21 protein-coding genes are annotated in these 20,191 nt (G+C 70.1%); 12 read left to right on the top strand and 9 right to left on the bottom strand.

Annotated elements, in window-relative coordinates; translation table 11 throughout:
• Positions 1-12 precede the first annotated feature (12 nt).
• Together EFL26_RS14345 and EFL26_RS14340 are read left to right on the top strand one after the other, a co-directional pair.
• Positions 13-630, top strand: coding sequence for a hypothetical protein (locus EFL26_RS14345; RefSeq protein ID WP_123223514.1), 618 nt, complete (start codon positions 13-15; stop codon positions 628-630).
• A complete protein-coding gene (locus EFL26_RS14340) occupies positions 620-2,077 on the top strand; it encodes a hypothetical protein (protein ID WP_123223513.1) in 1,458 nt (485 codons plus the stop codon). Before EFL26_RS14345 ends, EFL26_RS14340 begins: the two co-directional genes overlap by 11 nt.
• On the opposite strand, the gene EFL26_RS14335 is transcribed toward EFL26_RS14340, so the two are convergent.
• The 4 genes from EFL26_RS14335 to EFL26_RS14325 are packed head-to-tail and all read right to left on the bottom strand — an operon-like array spanning position 2,008 to position 5,502.
• Complete coding sequence (locus EFL26_RS14335) at positions 2,008-3,000, bottom strand: glycosyltransferase family 2 protein (RefSeq protein ID WP_123223512.1); 993 nt, start codon at positions 2,998-3,000, stop codon at positions 2,008-2,010. The two genes, EFL26_RS14340 and EFL26_RS14335, sit on opposite strands and share 70 nt — an antisense overlap.
• 54 nt (positions 3,001-3,054) lie before the next feature.
• On the bottom strand, positions 3,055-4,098 hold the full coding sequence (trpD, locus tag EFL26_RS14330) for an anthranilate phosphoribosyltransferase (RefSeq protein WP_246000198.1): 1,044 nt from the start codon (positions 4,096-4,098) through the stop codon (positions 3,055-3,057).
• Positions 4,095-4,514 carry an Rv3143 family two-component system response regulator gene (locus EFL26_RS24760; protein ID WP_246000197.1) on the bottom strand — a complete coding sequence of 140 codons (420 nt, stop codon included), beginning with the start codon at positions 4,512-4,514 and terminating at the stop codon, positions 4,095-4,097. Before EFL26_RS24760 ends, trpD begins: the two co-directional genes overlap by 4 nt.
• A 10-nt stretch (positions 4,515-4,524) precedes the next feature.
• Positions 4,525-5,502: a cytochrome c oxidase assembly protein gene (locus EFL26_RS14325; RefSeq protein WP_123223510.1), complete on the bottom strand. Its 978-nt coding sequence runs from the start codon at positions 5,500-5,502 to the stop codon at positions 4,525-4,527.
• 151 nt (positions 5,503-5,653) lie between these two features.
• Between EFL26_RS14325 and ctaE the strand changes: the two genes are divergently transcribed.
• The 8 genes from ctaE (at position 5,654) to EFL26_RS14285 (ending at position 13,196) form a co-directional block, all read left to right on the top strand.
• The gene (ctaE, locus tag EFL26_RS14320) at positions 5,654-6,349 is read left to right on the top strand and encodes an aa3-type cytochrome oxidase subunit III (RefSeq protein ID WP_484213828.1); all 696 of its coding nucleotides are present in this window, start codon (positions 5,654-5,656) and stop codon (positions 6,347-6,349) included.
• A 21-nt stretch (positions 6,350-6,370) separates the two neighbouring features.
• A complete protein-coding gene (qcrC, locus tag EFL26_RS14315) occupies positions 6,371-7,225 on the top strand; it encodes a cytochrome bc1 complex diheme cytochrome c subunit (protein WP_183408190.1) in 855 nt (284 codons plus the stop codon).
• Positions 7,222-8,253, top strand: coding sequence for a cytochrome bc1 complex Rieske iron-sulfur subunit (gene qcrA / locus EFL26_RS14310; RefSeq protein ID WP_123223508.1), 1,032 nt, complete (start codon positions 7,222-7,224; stop codon positions 8,251-8,253). Before qcrC ends, qcrA begins: the two co-directional genes overlap by 4 nt.
• A gap of 5 nt (positions 8,254-8,258) precedes the next feature.
• The gene (gene qcrB, locus EFL26_RS14305) at positions 8,259-10,004 is read left to right on the top strand and encodes a cytochrome bc1 complex cytochrome b subunit (protein ID WP_123223830.1); all 1,746 of its coding nucleotides are present in this window, start codon (positions 8,259-8,261) and stop codon (positions 10,002-10,004) included.
• Between the two features lie 140 nt (positions 10,005-10,144).
• Positions 10,145-10,651, top strand: coding sequence for a SigE family RNA polymerase sigma factor (locus EFL26_RS14300; RefSeq protein WP_123223507.1), 507 nt, complete (start codon positions 10,145-10,147; stop codon positions 10,649-10,651).
• A complete protein-coding gene (locus tag EFL26_RS14295) occupies positions 10,644-11,669 on the top strand; it encodes a hypothetical protein (RefSeq protein ID WP_123223506.1) in 1,026 nt (341 codons plus the stop codon). The genes EFL26_RS14300 and EFL26_RS14295 overlap by 8 nt, the downstream gene beginning before the upstream one ends.
• Positions 11,670-11,733: 64 nt before the next feature.
• The gene (locus EFL26_RS14290; protein WP_123223505.1) at positions 11,734-12,480 is read left to right on the top strand and encodes a FadR/GntR family transcriptional regulator; all 747 of its coding nucleotides are present in this window, start codon (positions 11,734-11,736) and stop codon (positions 12,478-12,480) included.
• Positions 12,477-13,196 carry a sterol desaturase family protein gene (locus EFL26_RS14285; RefSeq protein ID WP_123223504.1) on the top strand — a complete coding sequence of 240 codons (720 nt, stop codon included), beginning with the start codon at positions 12,477-12,479 and terminating at the stop codon, positions 13,194-13,196. The genes EFL26_RS14290 and EFL26_RS14285 overlap by 4 nt, the downstream gene beginning before the upstream one ends.
• A 48-nt stretch (positions 13,197-13,244) precedes the next feature.
• Here EFL26_RS14285 and EFL26_RS14280 read toward each other — a convergent pair whose 3' ends face one another.
• The 4 genes from EFL26_RS14280 to ctaC form a co-directional block, all read right to left on the bottom strand.
• Positions 13,245-14,444: a L,D-transpeptidase gene (locus EFL26_RS14280; RefSeq protein ID WP_246000195.1), complete on the bottom strand. Its 1,200-nt coding sequence runs from the start codon at positions 14,442-14,444 to the stop codon at positions 13,245-13,247.
• Between the two features lie 157 nt (positions 14,445-14,601).
• Complete coding sequence (locus EFL26_RS14275) at positions 14,602-14,997, bottom strand: cytochrome c oxidase subunit 4 (protein WP_123223502.1); 396 nt, start codon at positions 14,995-14,997, stop codon at positions 14,602-14,604.
• On the bottom strand, positions 14,994-16,691 hold the full coding sequence (gene ctaD / locus EFL26_RS14270; RefSeq protein ID WP_123223501.1) for an aa3-type cytochrome oxidase subunit I: 1,698 nt from the start codon (positions 16,689-16,691) through the stop codon (positions 14,994-14,996). The genes EFL26_RS14275 and ctaD overlap by 4 nt, the downstream gene beginning before the upstream one ends.
• A complete protein-coding gene (ctaC, locus tag EFL26_RS14265; protein WP_484213827.1) occupies positions 16,688-17,566 on the bottom strand; it encodes an aa3-type cytochrome oxidase subunit II in 879 nt (292 codons plus the stop codon). The genes ctaD and ctaC overlap by 4 nt, the downstream gene beginning before the upstream one ends.
• 153 nt (positions 17,567-17,719) lie before the next feature.
• On the opposite strand from ctaC, the gene EFL26_RS14260 reads away from it, so the two are divergent.
• The gene (locus EFL26_RS14260; protein ID WP_123223499.1) at positions 17,720-18,841 is read left to right on the top strand and encodes a cysteine desulfurase family protein; all 1,122 of its coding nucleotides are present in this window, start codon (positions 17,720-17,722) and stop codon (positions 18,839-18,841) included.
• Positions 18,838-19,083 (top strand): sulfurtransferase TusA family protein, encoded by a 246-nt coding sequence (locus EFL26_RS14255; protein WP_123223498.1) that lies wholly within the window; start codon positions 18,838-18,840, stop codon positions 19,081-19,083. Before EFL26_RS14260 ends, EFL26_RS14255 begins: the two co-directional genes overlap by 4 nt.
• 59 nt (positions 19,084-19,142) lie before the next feature.
• Here EFL26_RS14255 and EFL26_RS14250 read toward each other — a convergent pair whose 3' ends face one another.
• Entirely contained in the window at positions 19,143-20,117 is a 975-nt protein-coding gene (locus EFL26_RS14250; RefSeq protein ID WP_123223497.1) for a carbohydrate kinase family protein, read from the bottom strand.
• Positions 20,118-20,191: the final 74 nt, after the last annotated feature.

Below are 20,191 nucleotides of genomic sequence, written 5' to 3'. Positions count from 1 at the left end.
TAGCCTCCCCCCATGCCCTGGCTCCAGCTCACCGGATGGATCGGCTCCGTGCTGCTGATCTACTCGGTGATGCAGGCACGGGTGCTCCGGTTCCGCGTGCTCAACCTGGCCGCCTCGGCGATCCTGGCCGGGTTCAACGCCGCACTCGAGATCTGGCCGATGGTGGCGATGAACGTCGCGCTGTGCGCGATCAACCTGTGGCACATCCGCAACCTCGTCACGACGCGTCACGACGCCGCCACCTACGAGGTCCTCGAGGTCGGCCCGCAGGACGAGTACCTCCGGCACGTGCTGCGCGTGCACGAGGCCGACATCCTCAGGTTCCAGCCGGACTTCACCTGGGACGGAGCGTCCGAGGGCGCAGCTGCCTTCCTCGTGCAGCGCGGTGACGAGACCGTCGGCGTCGTCCTGGTGCACGACGTGGGCGGCGGCGTCGCGCACGTCGTGCTCGACTACGTGACGCAGCGGTTCCGCGACTTCTCCCCCGGCGAGTTCGTCTGGCGCCACAGCACCGCGCTCAAGGACCACGGCTTCACCCGGGTGCGGACACCCGAGCACATGATCGCCCCGTACTACGCGCGGCTCGGATTCCAGCCGCTCGAGAACGGGGCCTTCGAGCTTGAGCTCTGACGTCATCGCGAGCCCCACGGCCGGGACCGAGGGAAGCCCGAGGGCCCTGGGTTTCGACCGCTTCGCGACCGCGATCCTGTACGTCGTCACGTTCGCCCTCGGAGCGGTCTCCAGCGCACAGATCGACCTGTGGTGGCTGCTGCGGGCCGGCCAGGACATCTGGCACACCCATCACGTCTCCCTGGTGGAGCGGTACTCCCACACCGCCGCCGGCCGGTACTGGTCGAACCACGAGTGGCTGTGGGAGGCGATCGCCTACCTGCTGCACCGTGCGGGCGGCATGCCCCTGCTGTCGGCCTGGACCGGTGCCGTGGTCGCCACGACGGCCTGGGTCATGCGCCGGAACTCCCGTGCGCTCGGCTACGTCGTGCCGATCGTGCTGGGGATCGCGCTCCCCCTCATGAGCGTCTCGTGGACGATCCGGCCCCAGGTGACGAGCATGCTGCTCTTCGCCGTGACCATGCTGCTGCTCGCGCGGGAGCGCTACGCGTGGATCCCGGCCCTCTTCCTGGTCTGGGCCAACCTGCACGCCCAGGTGGTGATGGGCGGCGCTCTGCTGGGCGTCGCCACGCTCGCCTCCCTCGTCGACCTGGCCCGCACCCGATCGGCCGACGCTGCCCGCCGCGCGCGGCACCTCGCCCTCACGACCGCGGTGAGCGCTGCCGCCACCCTCGTCAACCCGCTGGGCCCGCGTCTGTGGACCTACGTGCTGGACGCGAACGGTCGTCCGGGGCAGGACCGGATCGCCGAGTGGGCCACCGCGTTCTCGTCCCCGGTGGGAGCCGCCATCTTCTGGCCGCTCGTGGTCGTGACGATCGTCCTCGCCGTACGCCGTCGTGCCCGGCTCCGCACCTGGGCGGACCGCGTCCCGGCGCTGGCGGCGCTGGTGATGGCGCCGCTCGCGATGACCGCGATCCGCAACATCCCGTTCTTCGTCGTCGCGGTCGTGCCGCTGTGGATGACCCTCCTGGAGTTCCACACCCGCCACCCGGTCGGCACCGTACGCCGATGGCGCGAGGCGCTCGTCGCCGTCGCCCTGCTCGCCGCCGTCGGCGTGGGCACCGTCTGGGCCGCCCAGCCTCCGAAGCTGGCGTGGCACCCGGTGTCGAGCGGGCTGGCGTCCGCGCTGCGCGGCTGCCCCGGGCCGTTGTACAACGACTACGACCAGGGCGCCGCCCTGATCTGGTTCGTCCCGGACGTCAAGGTGTTCGTGGACAACCGGCAGGACCCCTACCCCGCCTCCGTGATCGACGCCTCCATGGGCCTGGCACCCTCGGACTACCGGCGCACGTTCGACCGGTTCGGCATCAGGTGCGCCCTCCTCCACCGGCGGTCCGCGCTGGCCGCTGCGGTGCTCCGCGACGGGTGGACGCCGACCTACGAGGACGGGACGTCGGTCGTCCTCGTGCCGCCCGCGACGCCGCGGGCCACCAGCGCGACCGAGTAGAGCGGGCGGTTCTGGACCTCGACGTACACCCGGCCGAGGTAGCTGCCGATGATCCCCATCATCACCAGCTGGATGCCGCCCAGCAGGAACATGCCCACGCCGAGGAACGCCCACCCGGGCACCGCCTTGTCCGGCGTGAACACCTTCACGGCGAACGCGTAGCCGGCGCCGACCAGGCTGAGGAACGAGATCGCCATCCCGAGCCGGGTGATCATCTGCAGCGGGATCGTGGAGAAGCCGAGGATGCCGTCGGCTGCGAACTTCACCATCCGGCGCAACGGGTAGCCGGTGCTGCCGGCGAACCGGGGGTCGCGGTCGAAGAGGACCGCCTCCTGGCGGAAGCCCACGCTGGCCACGATGCCCCGCAGGAACCGGTTGTGCTCCCGGAACCGGGCGACCTCGTCGACCACGCGACGGTCCATGAGCCGGAAGTCGCCGACGTTCCTCGGGATCTCCGACGACGCGAGACGTTCGAGCAGCCAGTAGAAGCCGAAGGCCGTCACACGCTTGAACCACCCGTCCTGGCGGGTCCGTCGCTGCGCGTAGACCACGTCGGCGCCACCCTCCCAGGCTGCGACGAGCGCAAGGCTCACCCGGGGCGGGTCCTGCAGGTCCACGTCCATCACGACCACGGCATCCGCGTCCGGGACGGAGTCCAGACCCGCCGTGACCGCCATCTGGTGCCCGAAGTTGCGCGACAGGGCGATGACCGAGACGCGGTCGTCGGCCGTGCGGAGCCGCAGCAGCGTGGCGAGAGAGTCGTCGCGGCTGCCGTCGTCGACGTAGACGAACTCGAAGTCGAGGTCGGCACGCTCAGCCGTGCACGTCAGCAGCTCCTCGTGGAACCGCTCCAGGCTCGCAGCCTCGTTGAACACCGGGAGCACGTACGCGACCCGGCGACGGGAGCCACCGGTCTGCGACATGACCTCACCCTAGGACCGCACAGTCGCGGTTCGGGCGATTTGCGACGAGTCGCGTCAGCCCGCGGCTGCGGCGACCCAGCGCTCCAACGTCGCCTGCGCCGCCCCGGAGTCCACGGCCGCTTCGGCGCGCCGGATGCCGTCAATGAGGCGGTCCTCCACGGAGCCGTCCTCTGCCGCGTGCACGGCCAGCGCCGCACCGGCGTTGAGCAGCACCGCGTCGCGCACGGGTCCGCGGTCGCCGGCGAGCAGCCGGAGCACGACCTCCGCGTTGTACGCCGCGTCCTGACCGCGCAGGCCCTCGGCCGTGCCGACCGGCACCCCGAGCCGAGCCGGGTCGACGGTCTCCTCGACGACCTGCCCCTCGTGGACCAGCCAGAGCCGTGAGGTCGTGGTGGTGGTGAGCTCGTCCAGGCCGTCGTCGCCCCGGAACACCCAGGCGTCGACCCCGCGGCGCGCGAACACACCCGCCATCACCGGTGCCATCCGCGCGTCGGCGCAGCCGATCGCCTGCGCGGCGGGCTTGGCCGGGTTGGCGATCGGGCCGAGGAAGTTGAAGGTGGTGCCGATGCCGAGCTCGCTGCGCGCGACCGCCGCGTGGCGCAGTGCGGGGTGGAAGGCCGCGGCGAAGCAGAAGGTGATGCCGGCCTGCCGCGCCACCCGGCCCACGTCCTCGGCGGTCAGGTCGAGCCGGATGCCCAGCTGCTCGAGCACGTCGGCGCTGCCGGCCTTGCTGGAGGCGGACCGGTTGCCGTGCTTGACCACGGTGACGCCCGCCCCGGCGGCCACGATCGCCGCCATCGTCGAGATGTTCACCGAGAAGGACCGGTCGCCGCCGGTGCCGACGACATCGAGGGTGCGGCCCTCCACCGTCAGCGGGGTGGCGTGCTCGTACATCGCGTCGACCAGGCCCTGCATCTCCTCGACGGTCTCGCCCTTGGACCTCAGCGCCACGGCGAACCCGGCGATCTGCACGGGAGTCGCGGCGCCGGCCAGGATCTCGCCCATCGCCCAGGCGGTCTGCTCGGCGGTCAGGTCACGGCGCTGGACGAGCCCGGAGAGCACGTCCGGCCAGGTCTGGCCGCCCGACGGCGCGCTCACGCCTCGGCGGAGACCTGAGCAGGCACCCTCGAGCGCAGCAGCCGTACGACGGCCTCGGCCAGCTCGATCGGGTCCAGCGGGTGCGAGACGGCGGCGTCCGCCCGCGACCAGGTCGCGAGCCAGTTGTCCTGCGGCCGGCCGGTCAGGACGAGTGCCGGCGGCGCCTGGTAGATCTCGTCCTTCATCTGCCGGGCGACACCCATGCCCCCGGCAGGGGTCGCCTCGCCGTCCAGGATCGCCAGGTCGATCTGCCCCGCGTCGAGCTGCTGCCAGACCACGGGCTCGGTGGCGACCTCGACGTACTCCAGCTCCGGCAGGTCCGGGTGGATCCTCTTGCCCAGGCTCAGGATCACCTGCTGACGGACGTCGGAGTTGTCGCTGTAGACCAGCACGCGCAGCTTCGGGTTGGCAGTCACGGGTGTGATCCTACTCATCGTCGTGCTGCGTCCGGCGGGTGGTTTCGAGGCTCGCCGGCGCTCGCTCCTCGACCGCCGGAGCGGTGCCCGACGCGGCCTGCCGCTCCAGGCGGTCCAGCCGCCGGTCCTCGCGGCGCGCCTCCTGCATCGAGGCCCGCACCCACTGCACGAAGAGCACCACGAACAGCATCAGCCCGACGAGGTCGCCCGATGCCCACAGCAGGCCTCCGGCGACGCGCTGGTCCGCGGCCGGATCGGGCAGCCAGGCCAGGGTGCGGTGCAGGTGCGGGTACCAGTCACCGCCGATCAGCTTGGACTGACCCATGATCGTGACGCCCAGGAAGGCGTGGAACGGCAGGCTCAGGAAGATCACGAGCAACCGGAACGGGTGGCTCAGCCGGCCCGGCAACGGGTCGATCCCCAGGAGCGGCCAGAAGAACAGCGACCCGACGAGCACCAGGTGCACGTGCATCATCTCGTGCTGGTACGTCGAGTGCAGGGTCACGTCGTACCAGTGCGTGAAGTACAGCGCCCACGGACTGGCGACGTAGAGCGCCAGGGTCAGCGGCGCGAACGTGAGCACCCTGGCCACCCGGGAGTGCAGCACGGCGAGCAGCCACGCCCGCGGGCGGCGCGGGAGCGTGCGCAGCGCGAGGGTGACGGGAGCCCCGAGCGCGAGGAACAGCGGGACCACCATCGACAGGATCATGTGCTGGATCATGTGGGCGCTCAGCAGCGTCGTGTCGTACGCCGCCAGCCCCGACTGCGTCGCGACGTAGAACGATCCGACCCCGCCCACCACGAAGGCAACCGTCCGGCCGGCCGGCCACTGGTCCCCGCGACTCCTCAGCGTCCAGACCCCGAGCAGGTACAGCCCGGCGACCCACACGGTGCCGACGAAGAGGTACGGGTCCAGGCCCCACTCGGTGAACACCCTCGAGGCCCCGAACGCGGGGAGCGGGGCGGCGTCGAGAGCGGTGATCGGCACCCGGTCAGGGTAGAAGGGGGACCGGACGGCCGGACCGGCGGCTCTCCCCCGCAGCAGGCCGGGCGCGGGTCGGGCAGGGGCCGTGTGCGGGCGGGGCGCGGGGCGCGCTCCACCGCGTCCGGCTTGACCCGAGTGTGATGATCGAAACACCGTGCCCAAAACCGGGGGTCGAGGTGGCGGGGCCCCGGAGTATCGACATAATGGCGGCGTGGCGACAGCAACTGCGATTCCGGCATCCCGTCTGCACGGGCATCACGACCGTCCCAGCATGGTCAGCGTAGGCACGATCATCTGGCTCTCGAGCGAGCTGATGTTCTTCGCGACGCTGTTCGCCAGCTACTTCACCATCCGGGCCGTGAGCCCCGAGCTGTGGTCACAGTCGACCGCCCACCTGAACGTCCCGTTCGCGTCGGTGAACACCACGATCCTGGTGCTGTCGTCGTTCACCTGCCAGATGGGCGTGTTCAAGGCCGAGGCCGGCCGCGTCGGCCGGATCGGCGGCGTCCTGGACGTCCGCGGCTGGGGCCTGCGCGAGTGGTTCGTGCTCACCTACGTGATGGGCGCGATCTTCATCGGCGGCCAGGCCTTCGAGTACGCCAACCTCGTCCACGAGGGGATCACGATCCCGCACTCGGCGTACGGGACGATGTTCTACCTCACCACCGGCTTCCACGGCCTGCACGTCACCGGCGGCCTGATCGCCTTCCTCTTCGTGCTCGGCCGCACCTTCGTGGCGCGCCGCTTCACCCACGAGCAGGCCGTGACCGCCATCGTCGTGTCCTACTACTGGCACTTCGTCGACGTGGTCTGGATCGGCCTGTTCGCGACCATCTACCTCATCAAGTAGCCCGGACCCGTTAGGACTGTTGTGCGACTGATCACGCGCAAGATCTCAGCTCGGCTCTCCACGAGGCGGCGCAGCCGGTACGCCGCCCCCGCCGTGCTGGTGGCCGCCCTGCTCGCCGCGGGAGGGCTCTACGTGGCGCTGTCACCCGCAGACGCCACGAACAAGGCCGACGACGCCAGCATGATCGCGAAGGGCCGCTCCCTGTTCCAGGTCGGCTGCTCCTCCTGCCACGGCCAGAACGCCGAGGGCATCGTCACCAAGCGCGGCAAGCAGTACGGCCCGTCGCTGGTCGGCGTCGGGGCCGCCGCCGTCGACTTCCAGGTCGGCACCGGCCGGATGCCGATGGCCCAGCCGGGCGTGCAGGCTGCGCGCAAGAAGCCGGTCTACAACCAGGACGAGATCGACGCGCTCGGTGCCTACGTCCAGTCCCTCGGCCCCGGCCCGGCGGTCCCCGACATCACCCAGAGCGACATCGACAACGCCGACGTGGTCAAGGGCGGCCAGTTCTTCCGCACCAACTGCACCGCGTGCCACAACTTCGCCGGCAGCGGCGGCGCGCTCCCGGGCGGCAAGCACGCCCCGAGCCTGCGCGGCGTCTCCGCCAAGCACCTCTACGAGGCGATGCTGACCGGTCCGCAGCAGATGCCGGTGTTCTCCGACGGGGTGCTCTCGCCGCAGGACAAGAAGGACATCATCGCCTACCTGAAGAAGAACGAGGCGACCCCGAGCTACGGCGGGTTCACGCTGGGCTCGATCGGTCCGGTCTCCGAGGGCCTGTTCGCCTGGATCGTCGGCATCGGCAGCCTGGTCGGCATCGGCATCTGGCTCACCTCGTCCAGCACCCGTTCCACGAAGAAGAAGGGTGACGCCGCGTGAGCGACCACCACGACCTCGTCGTTCCCGAGGCGACCGAGGAGCCGATCGCCAACCCGGGCCTTCCCGAGCACCTCCCCCGCCCCACCGACGTGGACCCGGTGGCGGAGAAGCGGGCCGAGCGCCAGGTGGCGACCCTGTTCGGCCTCTCGGCGCTCTTCGCGATCCTCACCTGCGTCGCGTACTTCGCGGTCGGCAAGTACGACGCCTTCCTGGGCCTGGGAGCCTCCAACGTCGCGCTCGGCAGTGGCCTCGGCCTCGCCCTGCTCAGCATCGGCGCCGGCCTGATCCAGTGGTCGCGCAAGCTGATGAGCGACCACGAGATCGTCGAGATGCGTCACCCGGCGAGCTCCTCCGAGGAGGAGCGCAGCGAGGCGGTCGCGGCGTTCGAGCAGGGCCTCGAGGACTCCGGCATCGCCCGTCGTCCGCTGATCCGCAACTCGCTGCTCGGCGCGATGGGTGCGCTCGGGCTGCCCGCGATCGTGTTCCTGCGCGACCTCGGCCCGCTTCCCGGAGACAAGCTCCAGCACACCGTCTGGAAGAAGGGCATGCGCGTCGTCCAGGACGTCGACGGCGCCCGGATCCGGCCCTCGGACATGCAGATCGGCCAGCTCGTCAACGCCGAGCCCGAGGTCTTCTTCGAGACCAACTCCGAGGGCGAGCCGGTGATCGAAGGCACCGAGCTGCTCCAGGAGAAGGCGAAGGCCGCCGTGATCCTGGTCCGGATGCACCCCGACGACATCAAGCCCTGGAAGGGCCGCGAGAACTGGGGTGTCGACGGCATCCTCTGCTTCTCGAAGATCTGCACGCACGTCGGCTGTCCGATCTCCCTGTGGGAGCAGCAGACGCACCACCTGCTCTGCCCCTGCCACCAGTCGACCTTCGACCTCGCGGACAACGGCAAGGTGATCTTCGGCCCGGCAGGTCGTCACCTGCCGCAGCTGCCGCTGGCCGTCGACGACCAGGGCTACCTGGTCGCCACCAGCGACTTCACCGAGCCGGTCGGCCCGAGCTACTGGGAACGTGGGTGAACCCGATGAGCACCTCAATCACCACCAACGGCACCAAGTCCGCCACCGTCGCCAAGGGCAACAAGGCAGGCGACGCGGCCACCTGGGCGGACGAGCGGCTCGGCCTCGCCAAGGCCAACAAGCTGATGTCGCTGCGCAAGGTCTTCCCGGACCACTGGTCGTTCATGCTCGGCGAGATCGCCCTGTGGAGCTTCGTCATCCTGCTCCTCACCGGCGTCTTCCTGACGCTGTGGTTCAAGCCGAGCATGGGCGAGGTCAGCTACCAGGGCTCCTACGACCAGCTCCGCGGCATCCAGATGTCCGAGGCCTACGCCTCGACGCTGCACATCAGCTTCGACGTCCGCGCCGGGCTCCTGATGCGCCAGATGCACCACTGGGCGGCGATGCTGTTCATCGCGGCGATGCTCGTGCACATGATGCGCACCTTCCTCACCGGGGCGTTCCGCAAGCCGCGTGAGCTGAACTGGGTCATCGGCGGCCTGCTGCTCCTCCTCGGCATCCTCGAGGGGTTCGCCGGTTACTCCCTGCCCGACGACCTGCTGTCCGGCACGGGCCTGCGGATCGCGGACGGCCTGGTCAAGGCGACGCCGGTGCTCGGCTCGTACATGTCGTTCTTCATGTTCGGTGGCGAGTTCCCCGGCGACGTGATCATCCCGCGGCTCTACATCGCGCACGTGCTGCTGATCCCGGGACTGTTGCTGGCGCTGATCGGCGCGCACATGCTGCTGCTCGTCTACCACAAGCACACCCAGTGGCCCGGCCCCGGCCGCACCGAGAACAACGTGGTCGGCGAGCCGCTGATGCCGATCTACATGGCCAAGGCCGGCGGGTTCTTCTTCATGGTGTTCGGCGTCGTCGCCCTCATGGGCGGCCTGATGACGATCAACCCCGTGTGGCGCTTCGGCCCGTACAACCCGGCCGAGGTGACCGCGGGCTCCCAGCCCGACTGGTACATGGGAATCGCCGAGGGCCTGCTGCGGATCATGCCCGGCTGGGAGACCCACATCTTCGGGATCACGATGAGCTGGAACATCTTCCTGCCCGGCCAGATCGGCCCGATCGCGCTCTTCGCGATCGTGCTCGCCTACCCGTTCCTGGAGCAGTGGATCACCGGCGACAAGAGCGAGCACCACCTGCTCCAGCGCCCGCGCAACGCACCGACGCGCACGGCGTTCCTGGCCGCGATGATCACGCTGTACGGCCTCCTCTGGGCGGCCGGTGGCAACGACATCCTGGCGACGCAGTTCCACGTCAGCCTGAACGCGATCACGTACTTCATGCGGGGTGCGATCTTCGTGGTCCCGGTGATCGCCTTCATCCTCGCGAAGCGGTGGTGCATCTCGCTGCAGCGCCACGACAACGACAAGCTGCTGCACGGCTACGAGACCGGAATCATCATGCGGTCCCCGGAGGGTGGCTACTCCGAGCGGCACCTGCCGATCGCCGACGCCCGGGCCTACAAGCTCACGGCCCGCGAGCGTGACGAGGTCTACCAGGGCGTGAACGGCACCGATGCGAACGGCGTCGACGCGCCCAACGCTCGGGTCGACGGGTTGCGGGCCCGCCTCTCCAGGGCGTGGTTCGCCACGAACGTGCAGAAGCCGACGGTCGCGGAGCTGGAGGAGGGTCACCACCACGCGGAGGCCGAGCTCGAGTACGAGCACGCCGCGGGGCTCGACCACCAGGCCGACGGTCACCAGTACGACGGTCGCCACGACGTCGCCGGCGACGACCTGACGCACAAGCACTGAACCATCCGTGACGGAGGGCCCGAGGATCACTCCTCGGGCCCTCCGTCATCTTCGGGGCGGAATCTCCGGCCCGGATGCAACCGGATCCGTCGCCCGGGCGTATCCCCCGCGACAGACCACCACGAGGACGGGGGACGTCCATGGACGAGGCGGAGTTCGACGACTTCTACACCTCCTCCTTCGCCCGCATCACCGGACAGCTCTACGCGATGATCGGCGACCGGGACGAGGCGCAGGAGTGCGTGCAGGAGGCGTTCGTCCGCGCCTGGGCGCACCGTCGTCGGCTGTCCCGCGCCGAGTTCCCGGAGGCCTGGGTCCGCACCACCGCCTACCGGCTCGCCGTGAGCCGCTGGCGGCGCCGCAAGCTGGCCGGCCGTCCCGCCGACCGGGCCCTCTCCCCGCCGGTCCGCACCGAGGCGGCCGACGAGAACCGGGTCGCCCTGGTCGCCGCCCTGCGGCGGTTGCCGGAGTCGCAGCGGCACGCGCTCGTCCTGCACCACCTGTGTGATCTCCCGGTCCACGCAGTCGCTCGGGAGACCGGCGTACCCGAGGGGACCGTCAAGGCCCGCCTGTCGCGCGGCCGCGCAGCCCTGGCTGCCCTGCTCGCATCGAACGACGCACCCGACCCGGGAGCCCAGCATGCCTGACCAGACGCCCGACCCGATCCGTCAGCTCGAGCGCTTCACGACCGACGACCTCGTGTCCGCGCCCCTCCACCCGGCGCAGGTGCGCCGCCTGGGCGACCGCCGTCGCACCCGGCGCCACGCTGCCCTCGTCGCAGCCTCCGTGGTCGCCGTGCTCGCCGCGGTCACCCCGGTCGCCCTCCTCGGCCGTCCGAAGGCCGGCGAGGCACCGGCCCCGGCGGTGACCACCTCGGCACGTCCCTCCCCTGCTCCGAGCCCGCCGACGGTGATCACCTACCCCGGCCCCGGTCTCCAGGTGACCAACGCGGCGGACGCCCACAAGCTGACCGGCACCTCGGCAGCGTTCCGGTCCTTCATCGCGGGCCAGGCCGTGAAGGCGGCCACCGACGGGACGTCGTGCCCGGACGCCGCCCACGGGATCACGGTCCAGAAGTACAGCGCGGCCGGCTACGCCCTCGGCGCGGTCAACGCGTGCGGCGGCTACGTCGCGCTGTGGGTCGAGACCGGCGGCACCTGGCAGGAGGGCATGGGCACCCAGGACGTCTGGAACTGCACCACGCTCGACTACCTCGCGGTGCCCCGGGACTTCGCCGGCGACTGCGCGGCCGAGGCGGGCAGCTTCGGCCCGAACGGCACCGGAACCCTGCAGCTCGGCATGAGCAAGGCTGAAGTGGTCGCCGCCGGGGAACGCGTCGGGTCCGTCTACGCCGGCACGGCATGCGCCGCGATGTCCGGGCCTCGTCCGTCCGCGGCCTCCAACGGCATCGACGGCCTCGTGCACCGTACTTTCGGCCTCGTCCAGATCAACGCCCACCCGGACGACATCACCCCGGAGCGGATCTCGCTCGGCTCGACGTACGCCGAGGCCAAGGCCGCCTATCCGGCCCTCCACCGCGAAGGCGACAGCTGGGTCGTGCCGCTGCGTGGTCACGCCCAGTACCGGATGGAGTTCAGCGGCCTCGGCCCTCAGGACACGGTGACCCTGCTGATCCTCGACTCCACCAAGGCGGCGTGCTGGTGAGCCCGATCTCACCAACTGGTCAGACCACTTGACCACCTGACCGGAGTCGCCCGACAGTGGCTCCATGGTCCTCAAGCCGATCACCCGCCGTCTCGTGCCCGACGACGTCTTCGACCAGCTGCTCGGCGAGGTGGTGGACGGTTCGCTCGGTCCGGGCGACCCCCTCCCGAGCGAGCGCCGCCTGGCCGAGCTGCTCGGGGTGTCCCGTCCGGCCGTGCGCGAGGCCCTCCAGCGGATGTCGGCGACCCGGCTCGTCGAGGTCCGGCACGGTGGGACGACCACCGTGCGCGACTTCCAGCAGTACGCCGGCCTCGACCTGCTCCCCCGCCTGCTCGTGCGCAACGGCGAGCTGGATCCCGACGTGGCCCGCAGCGTGGTCGAGGCCCGCTATGCGATCGCCCCGGGAATGGTCCGGCTCGCGACCCAGCGCGCCGCACGGGCCCGCCAGCCGGTCGTGGAGGCCCTGCACGCGGCCGTCGAGGCCCTCGCCGCGGCAGACAGCCCGCTCGAGCGACAACGGGCGGCGCTGGCCTACTGGGACAAGCTGGTCGACCTGGCCGACTCGCTGGTGTTCCGGCTCCTCTTCAACAACCTCCGCCAGGCCTACGAGCCGGCGATGGAGGCGCTGGCGCCGCTGCTCGAGGGCGAGGTCAGCAACCTGGACGGCTACCGCGCCGTCGTCCGTGCCGTGCTGGCCGGCGACGCCGACGCGGCCGCCGCCGCGGCCGACGAGCTGCTCCGCCCGGCCACCGAGGCGATCGTGACGTTCCTGGAGGACTTCGAGGACACCGACGAAGGAGACGACCGATGACGAAGGCCAGCCCCGAGATCGAAGCGCTCGCACAGCAGCGTCTGGCCAGCGACGAGTCCGCCATCACAGGCTCCCGGCGGACGAAGATGTCCCTCGGCCAGGCCTGGGCGGCGTTCTGGCGGCACCCGTCGCCGTGGATGATCCTGGCGACGGTCCTCGGCGCAGCAGTCGCCCGCGGGTTCGTGCACCGGTTCTCGTGGACCGAGCTGATCGTGCCCGTGCTCTTCGTCGCGTTCTTCCCGGTGACCGAGTGGGTCGTCCACGTGGTCGTGCTGCACTGGAGGCCGGTCAGGCTCGGCCCGGTCAGGATCGACCCGCTGGTCTCCCGCAAGCACCGAGCCCACCACGCCGATCCGCGGGACATCCCGCTGGTGTTCATCCCGTGGCAGGTCCTGATCTGGCTCCTCGTCGGCACCGTCGCGATCGGCCTCCTCGCGTTTCCCGACCGCGCCGCCGGGTTCACCTTCATGATCGGGATCGCGCTCGTGGGCTTCGGTTACGAGTGGGCCCACTACCTGATCCACAGCGACTACCGGCCCAAGGGCCGCCTGTACAAGGCCGTCTGGCGCAACCACCGGCTGCACCACTACAAGAACGAGCACTACTGGTTCACCGTGACGACGACGGCGACGGCCGACCGGCTGTTCGGCACCTACCCGGACCCGGCCACGGTCAAGACGTCAGCAACCGCGAAGAACCTCCACGGCGCCCGCTGAGCCGGCGTACCGGCCCGGCGCAGGTGGGAACCTCGGGCCGGGCTCGGGTCAGCTCAGGGCCGAGCCGGCGGCGTACTGGTCGAACGGCAGGTTCCAGTCACCGATGCCGTTGGTGAGCGTCATCGGCTTGTCGGTGCCGGAGTACTCGACGACGTCGCCGATGAGGGTCTGGCCGTAGAGCCACGCGGCGTTCGCGGTGCTCATGCCGGTGCACCCGTGACTGACGTTGGCGTGCCCCTGGGACCCGACCGACCATGGCGCCGCGTGCAGGAACTCACCGGAGTAGGTGATCCGCATGGCGTACTCGACACCGGCGATGTTGTAGCCGTCCGGGCCGTTGGGGTCGATGCCGACCGTCTCGGAGTTCATCCGCTTCTTGCGGTACTTCTCGACGATCACCTTGACCCCGGAGCGGGTGGTGTACTTCGGCTGCTGGCCGGTCGTGATCGGGATCGTCCGGACCAGCTTGCCGTCCTGGAACACGCGCATCTGGTCGGTCTTCGTGTTGACCTTGCTGATCATCGACCGGCCGATGGTGAAGCTGCTGGTGCGGCTCTTCTGCCCGAAGATGCCGTTGCCGGCCGGGATCGAGTCGATGTCCGCGTTGACCGTCACCTTGGTGCCCGGCTGCCAGTAGTTCTGGGGCCGCCAGTGCACCTCCGTGTCGGAGACCCAGTGGAACGCCCCCGGCTGTGCCGGGACGCTCGTGACGTGCAGGTGCTTCTCGATCGAGGCCTTGTTCTCGATCGGCACGTCGAATCGGATGATCGCGGGCATGCCCACACCGACGGTCGCGCCCGGCAGCGGGAAGAAGCTGGGGAACGTCTGCTGGTCCATGCTGAGGTTCTGGGTGCTGAACTTCGAGCGGTAGACGGTCTGGTGGCCGTCCTGGTCGACCGCGACGCCGCGCACCCGGTAGGTCTCCCCCGGCTGGAGCCGACCGCTGCTCTGCCAGCTCAGCTTGTCGCCGGCGAGGGCGCCCTGCAGCTCACCCGACGTGCCGGCCACCGACACCGTCTGGAAGGTCCCGCCGTCGACGTTGAGCCGCAGCGACCGGTTGACCTTCACGTCGGTGGCGTCGGCCGGGATGCTCGCGGTGATCTTCGCGTCGGACTGCGAGGCCGACGGCGAGCCCGACGGATCGGACTTCGACCCGGTCAGCGCCTTCGGGGAATCGGAGCATGCCGACACGACCGACATGAGAAGGACCGCCGCAGCAGCGGCAGCCCAGGTACGTCGCGACCGCATGGAACTCCTCGAAGAGGTCAGACCGATGGACGTTTCCAGCGTAACAACCGTGCGGGGCCCCCCTTGCACGTCGCCGGGTGGGAAGCATCACGCCCGGCCCCTCGCGGGACCGGGCGCGTAGAACGGACAAATCGCTCAGCGAGCGCCGTCCGCCGCCTCAGTGGGCGTGCTCGCCCCGGTAGTACTCGAACACCCAGCCCGTGAGCGCGACCACGCCCAGACCGGCGCCGATGATGACCAGCCACCAGCCGATCACGACACCGAGCACGACGAGCGAGAAGGTCAGCGCGCACCACAGCGGCCACCAGCTGTACGGCGGGAAGAACCCGAGCTCGCCGGCTCCGTCGGCGATCTCGGCGTCCTTGCGGTCCTCCGGCCGCGGCTCCATGCGGCTGGCGTGGAAGCCGAGGTAGAAGGTCACCAGCGTCGCCAGCAGCGTGGTCATCACGAGCGCGGACGTGCCCGTCGGGTCGCCGGTGATGAACCAGTAGGACGGCGTGACCAGCAGGAAGAACGCCGTGCAGATGCCGAAGATCCAGGCTTCCGACTTCACTTCAGGACCTCTCCTTCGCCGCGGGACCCGGTGCTCGACTCGGCCAGGTCGTCGGAGTACTCGATCGCCGCGATCTCCGGGTGGTGGAGGTCGAAGGCCGGCGACTCCGAGCGGATCCGCGGGATCGACACGAAGTTGTGCCGCGGCGGCGGGCAGCTCGTCGCCCACTCCAGCGACCGGCCCCAGCCCCACGGGTCGTCCACGGTGACCTTCGGCGAGCGCATGGTCTTGTAGACGTTGTAGAGGAACGGCAGCGTCGAGGAGGCGAGCAGGAACGCGCCCACCGTCGAGATCTGGTTCAGCGTGGTGAAGCCGTCACCGGCGCTGTAGTCGGCGTACCGGCGCGGCATGCCCTCGACACCGAGCCAGTGCTGGACCAGGAAGGTCGTGTGGAAGCCGACGAAGAGGATCCAGAAGTGGATCTTGCCGAGCCGCTCGTCGAGCATCTTCCCGGTCATCTTCGGCCACCAGAAGTAGAAGCCGGCGAACATCGCGAACACCACCGTGCCGAACACCACGTAGTGGAAGTGCGCGACCACGAAGTAGGAGTCGGAGAGGTGGAAGTCCAGGGGCGGCGAGGCCAGGATGATGCCGGTCAGGCCACCGAAGAGGAAGGTCACCAGGAAGCCGACCGACCACAGCATCGGGGTGTCCAGGGACACCGACCCGCCCCACATCGTGCCGATCCAGTTGAAGAACTTCACGCCGGTCGGGACCGCGATGAGGAACGTCATGCCGGAGAAGAACGGCAGGTTGACCGCACCGGTGACGAACATGTGGTGGGCCCACACGGCGACCGACAGGATCGCGATGCCGAGCGTCGCCGCGACCAGGCCGACGTAGCCGAAGATCGGCTTGCGGCTGAACACCGGCAGGATCTCGGTCACGATCCCGAAGAACGGCAAGGCGATGATGTACACCTCTGGATGGCCGAAGAACCAGAAGAGGTGCTGCCACAGCAGTGGCCCGCCGTGGGAGGCGTCGAAGACGTGCGCGCCGAGCAGGCGGTCGGCCTCGAGCTCGAGCAGCAGGGCGCCGAAGACCGGGAAGACCATCAGCACGAGCAGGCTGGTGATCATGGTGTTCCAGACGAAGATCGGCATCCGGAACATCGTCATGCCGGGCGCGCGCATGCAGATGATCGTGGTGATGAAGTTGACCGCACCGAGGATCGTGCCCAGGCCGGCCATGTAGAGGCCCATGATGCCCAGGTCGGCACCGATGCCCGGCGAGCGGACGGCGTCGGACAGCGGCGCGTACATGAACCAGCCGAAGTCGGCCGCGCCACCCGGCGTGAGGAAGCCGGCCGCGGCCATCAGGCCGCCGAAGAGGTAGAGCCAGTAGCTGAACATGTTCAGCCGCGGGAACGCGACGTCCGGCGCGCCGATCTGCAGCGGCATGATCGCGTTGCCGAACCCGAAGAACAGCGGGGTCGCGAACAGCAGCAGCATGATCAGGCCGTGCATCGTGAACAGCTGGTTGTAGACCTCGTCGTTCACGATCTGCTGGCCCGGGAACGCCAGCTCCGAGCGGATCAGCAGCGCCAGGATGCCGCCGATGATGAAGAACCCGAACGAGGTGACCAGGTACATCCGGCCGATCAGCTTGTGATCGGTCGTGGTGAGGATGCGGACGACCTGCTGCCCGAGGGTCGGGGTCGCGACGACCCGGGGGGCGTCGGAGACGGCGGTCATTCGGAGGCTCCGTTCTGCTCGAGGCCGGCTTCCTTGTTCACGTCACTGTCGCCCAGGGCGGGACCGGTGTTGCCGGCCTTCTCGAGGGCGGACAGGTGCGCGTCGTACGCCGCCTGGTCGACGACCTTGACCTTGAACAGCATCCGCGAGTGGTAGACGCCGCAGAGCTCGGCGCAGCGACCCTCGAAGGTACCCAGGCGGGTCGGGGTGAACGTGTAGTGGTTGTCGCGGCCGGGGAAGACGTCCATCTTGAAGAGGAAGGACGGGACCCAGAAGGAGTGGATCACGTCGGGCGAGTACAGGTGGACCTCGACGCTCTTGTCCTTGACCAGCCACAGGGTGGGCGGGTTCGCCGGCGTGCCGCTGTCGTAGACGACGGGTCCGCCGACCTCGCGGCCCTTGAAGTGGTCGTAGCCGGCGTCGTAGTTGTAGTTGAACGTCCACGACCACTGCTGCCCGACCGCCGTGATGGTCTGGTCGGGGTTCTTGACGTCGCGGATGAACTTGTCCTGCTCCTGCACGGTGAAGAAGAAGAAGACGATCACCATCATGATCGGCGCGACCGTGTAGAAGATCTCGATCGGCAGGTTGTACCGGGTCTGCACGGGGATCTCGTCCTCGCTGCGCCGGCGGAACCGGAACACGGCGTACAGGATCAGGCCCCAGGTCACCACGCCGACCGCCATCGCGGCGATCCAGGCGCCCTGCCAGAGGTGCAGCATGCCCGGACCCTCGGCGCTCGCCGGGTCGGGCATGGCGATCCGCTTCCACTCGTCGGTGGTGCCCACGGAGCAACCACTGAGCATCAAGGCGGCCGAACCAGCAACGGCGCCGAGGGCGACGCTCCGAGCACGCTTGGGGAGTTGCAGACCCACGAACGAGCCCTCTCTCTTGACCGGACAACTGCTGTGAACAGACACCGCGCACCCTACTACTGCGTACCGGCCGCCGGTGCTCGAGGGCACGGTGATGGAACGTGTGGTTCGCGCCACTCCGACAGGGCCCCCGGACGCGGCTAGGTTTCCTGTGTGAGCACCCCGCCGGGCACCTACCTGGACACCGCGTCGAGCGAGCCGCTGCACCCGGCCGCCCGGGCCGTCCTCGACCAGGCGCTCGAGCGCGGGTACGCCGACCCGCGCCGCTTGCACGGCGACGCACGCAGCGCCCGACTGCTCCTCGACAACGCCCGGGAGGCCACGGCGCAGGCGCTGGGCGTGCGCCCCGACGAGGTCAGCTTCACGCCGAGCGGCACCCACGCCGTGCACCTCGGCGTGCTGGGCCTGGTCGCCGGCCAGGCCCGCCAGGGCGACCGGCTGGTGGCGAGCGCGGTCGAGCACTCGGCCGTGATGCACGCGGGCCAGTGGCACGCCGCCCGCGGAGGGACCTTCGAGACGGTCCCGGTCGACGAGGTCGGCCGGGTCCGCCTCGACGCGCTCGACGCAGCCACCCCGACCGTGCTGTGCCTCCAGTCGGCGAACCACGAGGTGGGCACGCTCCAGCCGGTCTCCGACGTGGCCGCGACCTCCGGAGCACCGCTGTTCATGGACGCCTGCGGCTCCGCGGGCCGGCTCCCGCTGCCCGACGGCTGGGCGGCGGCGGCCGCCTCGGCCCACAAGTGGGGTGGCCCCGCCGGAGTCGGCGTGCTGCTGGTGCGCAAGGGAGTCCGCTGGCGCAACCCGTTCCCGGGCGACGACCGGGTGGACGAGCGGACCACGGGCATGGAGAACGTGCCGGCCGCCCTCGCCGCGGCGGCTGCCCTGCAGGCGGTGGTGGCGGACCGTGACGAGGTCAACGCACGCCAGGCAGCCCTGGTCGACCGGCTGCGCGCCGGTCTCGCCCGCATCCCCGACACCCAGGTGGTCGGCGACCCGGCGGACCGGCTCCCCCACCTGCTCACGTGCTCGTTCCTCTACGTCGACGGCGAGGCGATCGTCAGTGAGCTGGACCGCCGGGGCTTCGCGGTGGCCAGCGGCTCGGCGTGCACGGCGAGCACGCTCGAGCCCAGCCACGTGCTCGCCGCGATGGGCGCCCTCACGCACGGGAACCTGCGGATCTCGCTGGCCCGGGAGACCCCAGCGGCGGAGGTCGACCGGCTCCTGGAGGTCCTGCCCGAGATCGTGCGCCGGATCCGCGAGGACGCGGGGCTGTGAACGCCGACCTGGAGCTGGACTGCCGCGGGATGATCTGCCCGCGGCCGGTGATCGAGCTCGCCCGCCACGTCGAGGACGTCCCGCCCGGCGGCGTGGTGGCGGTGGTGGCGGACGACGCGGCCGCGGCGTACGACGTCCCGGCCTGGTGCCGGATGCGCGGCCACGAGTACGTCGGGTCCGACCACGCCGAGGACGGCGTGGCCCGCTACCTGGTGCGGCGTACGGCTCCACCCGGTCGTTGAGGCGCAGTCGCGCAGCGACTGCATCGAAACGCCTCGCCCGGTTTCGACGCGCTGGCCCCTCAGCCCAGGTACTTGCCGATCTCCAGCGCCGCGTCGGAGCCGTAGGAGTCGTGGACCCGGCTCAGGAACTGGTCGGGGGTGAAGGTGTACTCCTGGGTGCCCACGGTCTCCACGACGTACGCCGCGAGCGTGCAGCCGACCTGCGCGGCCCGCTCGTGGGAGAGCCCCCAGTCGACCCCGGCGAGGAACCCCGCGCGGAAGGCGTCGCCGACCCCGGTCGGCTCGACGGCGTGCACGTCCTTGGCGGCGTGCACCTCGATCGTCTGCTGGTCACGACCGACGATCCGGACGCCGTCCTTGCCGAGCGTGATCACCTGCGTGCCGACCCGGTCGAGGATGTCCTCGGCGCTCCAGCCGGTCTTGGACTGGATCAGGTGGGACTCGTACTCGTTGCTGAACAGCAGCGTCGCGCCCTCGATCAGCTGCCGGATCAGGTCGCCCTCGCCGAAGGCGAGCTGCTGGCTCGGGTCGGCGATGAACGCGTAGCCGCGCTGGCGGCACTCGTCGGTGTGCCGCAGCATCCCCTCGGGGTCGTCGGCGCCGATCAGCACGTAGTCGGGCTCACCGACCCGGGCCACGATCGGCGCCAGCTCGATCAACCGGGCCTCGCTCATCGCGCCGGGGTAGAACGACGCGAACTGGGCCATGGTGGTGTCGGTCGTGCAGACGAAGCGGGCGGTGTGCTTGCTGTCGGAGATGTGCACCGAGTCGCAGTCGACCCCGTGGCGCTCGAGCCAGGACCGGTAGTCCGCGAAGTCCTCGCCGGCGGCTCCGACGAGCGTGGGCCGCAGGCCGAGCTGGCCGAGGCCGAAGCAGATGTTCGGCGCGACGCCGCCGCGCCGGATCTCGAGGTCCTCGACGAGGAAGCTGACCGAGAGCTTGTCGAGCTGCTCGACGACCAGCGAGTCCTCGAACTTGCCCTGGAAGGTCATCAGGTGGTCGGTGGCGATGGAGCCGGCGATCAGGAGCGACATGGTTCCTCGAGGGTGCGGGAGCGGGGGCCTGGATGGGCGTACCCAGACCCGCCGGAGCCTACCGTCCGGTACAC

The sequence above is a fragment of the Nocardioides pocheonensis genome, assembly GCF_003725535.1.
In the GTDB taxonomy this organism is placed as follows: domain Bacteria; phylum Actinomycetota; class Actinomycetes; order Propionibacteriales; family Nocardioidaceae; genus Marmoricola; species Marmoricola pocheonensis.
The sequence above is the reverse complement of the archived record's forward strand: the minus strand, read 5'-3'. Positions and strand labels throughout refer to the sequence as shown.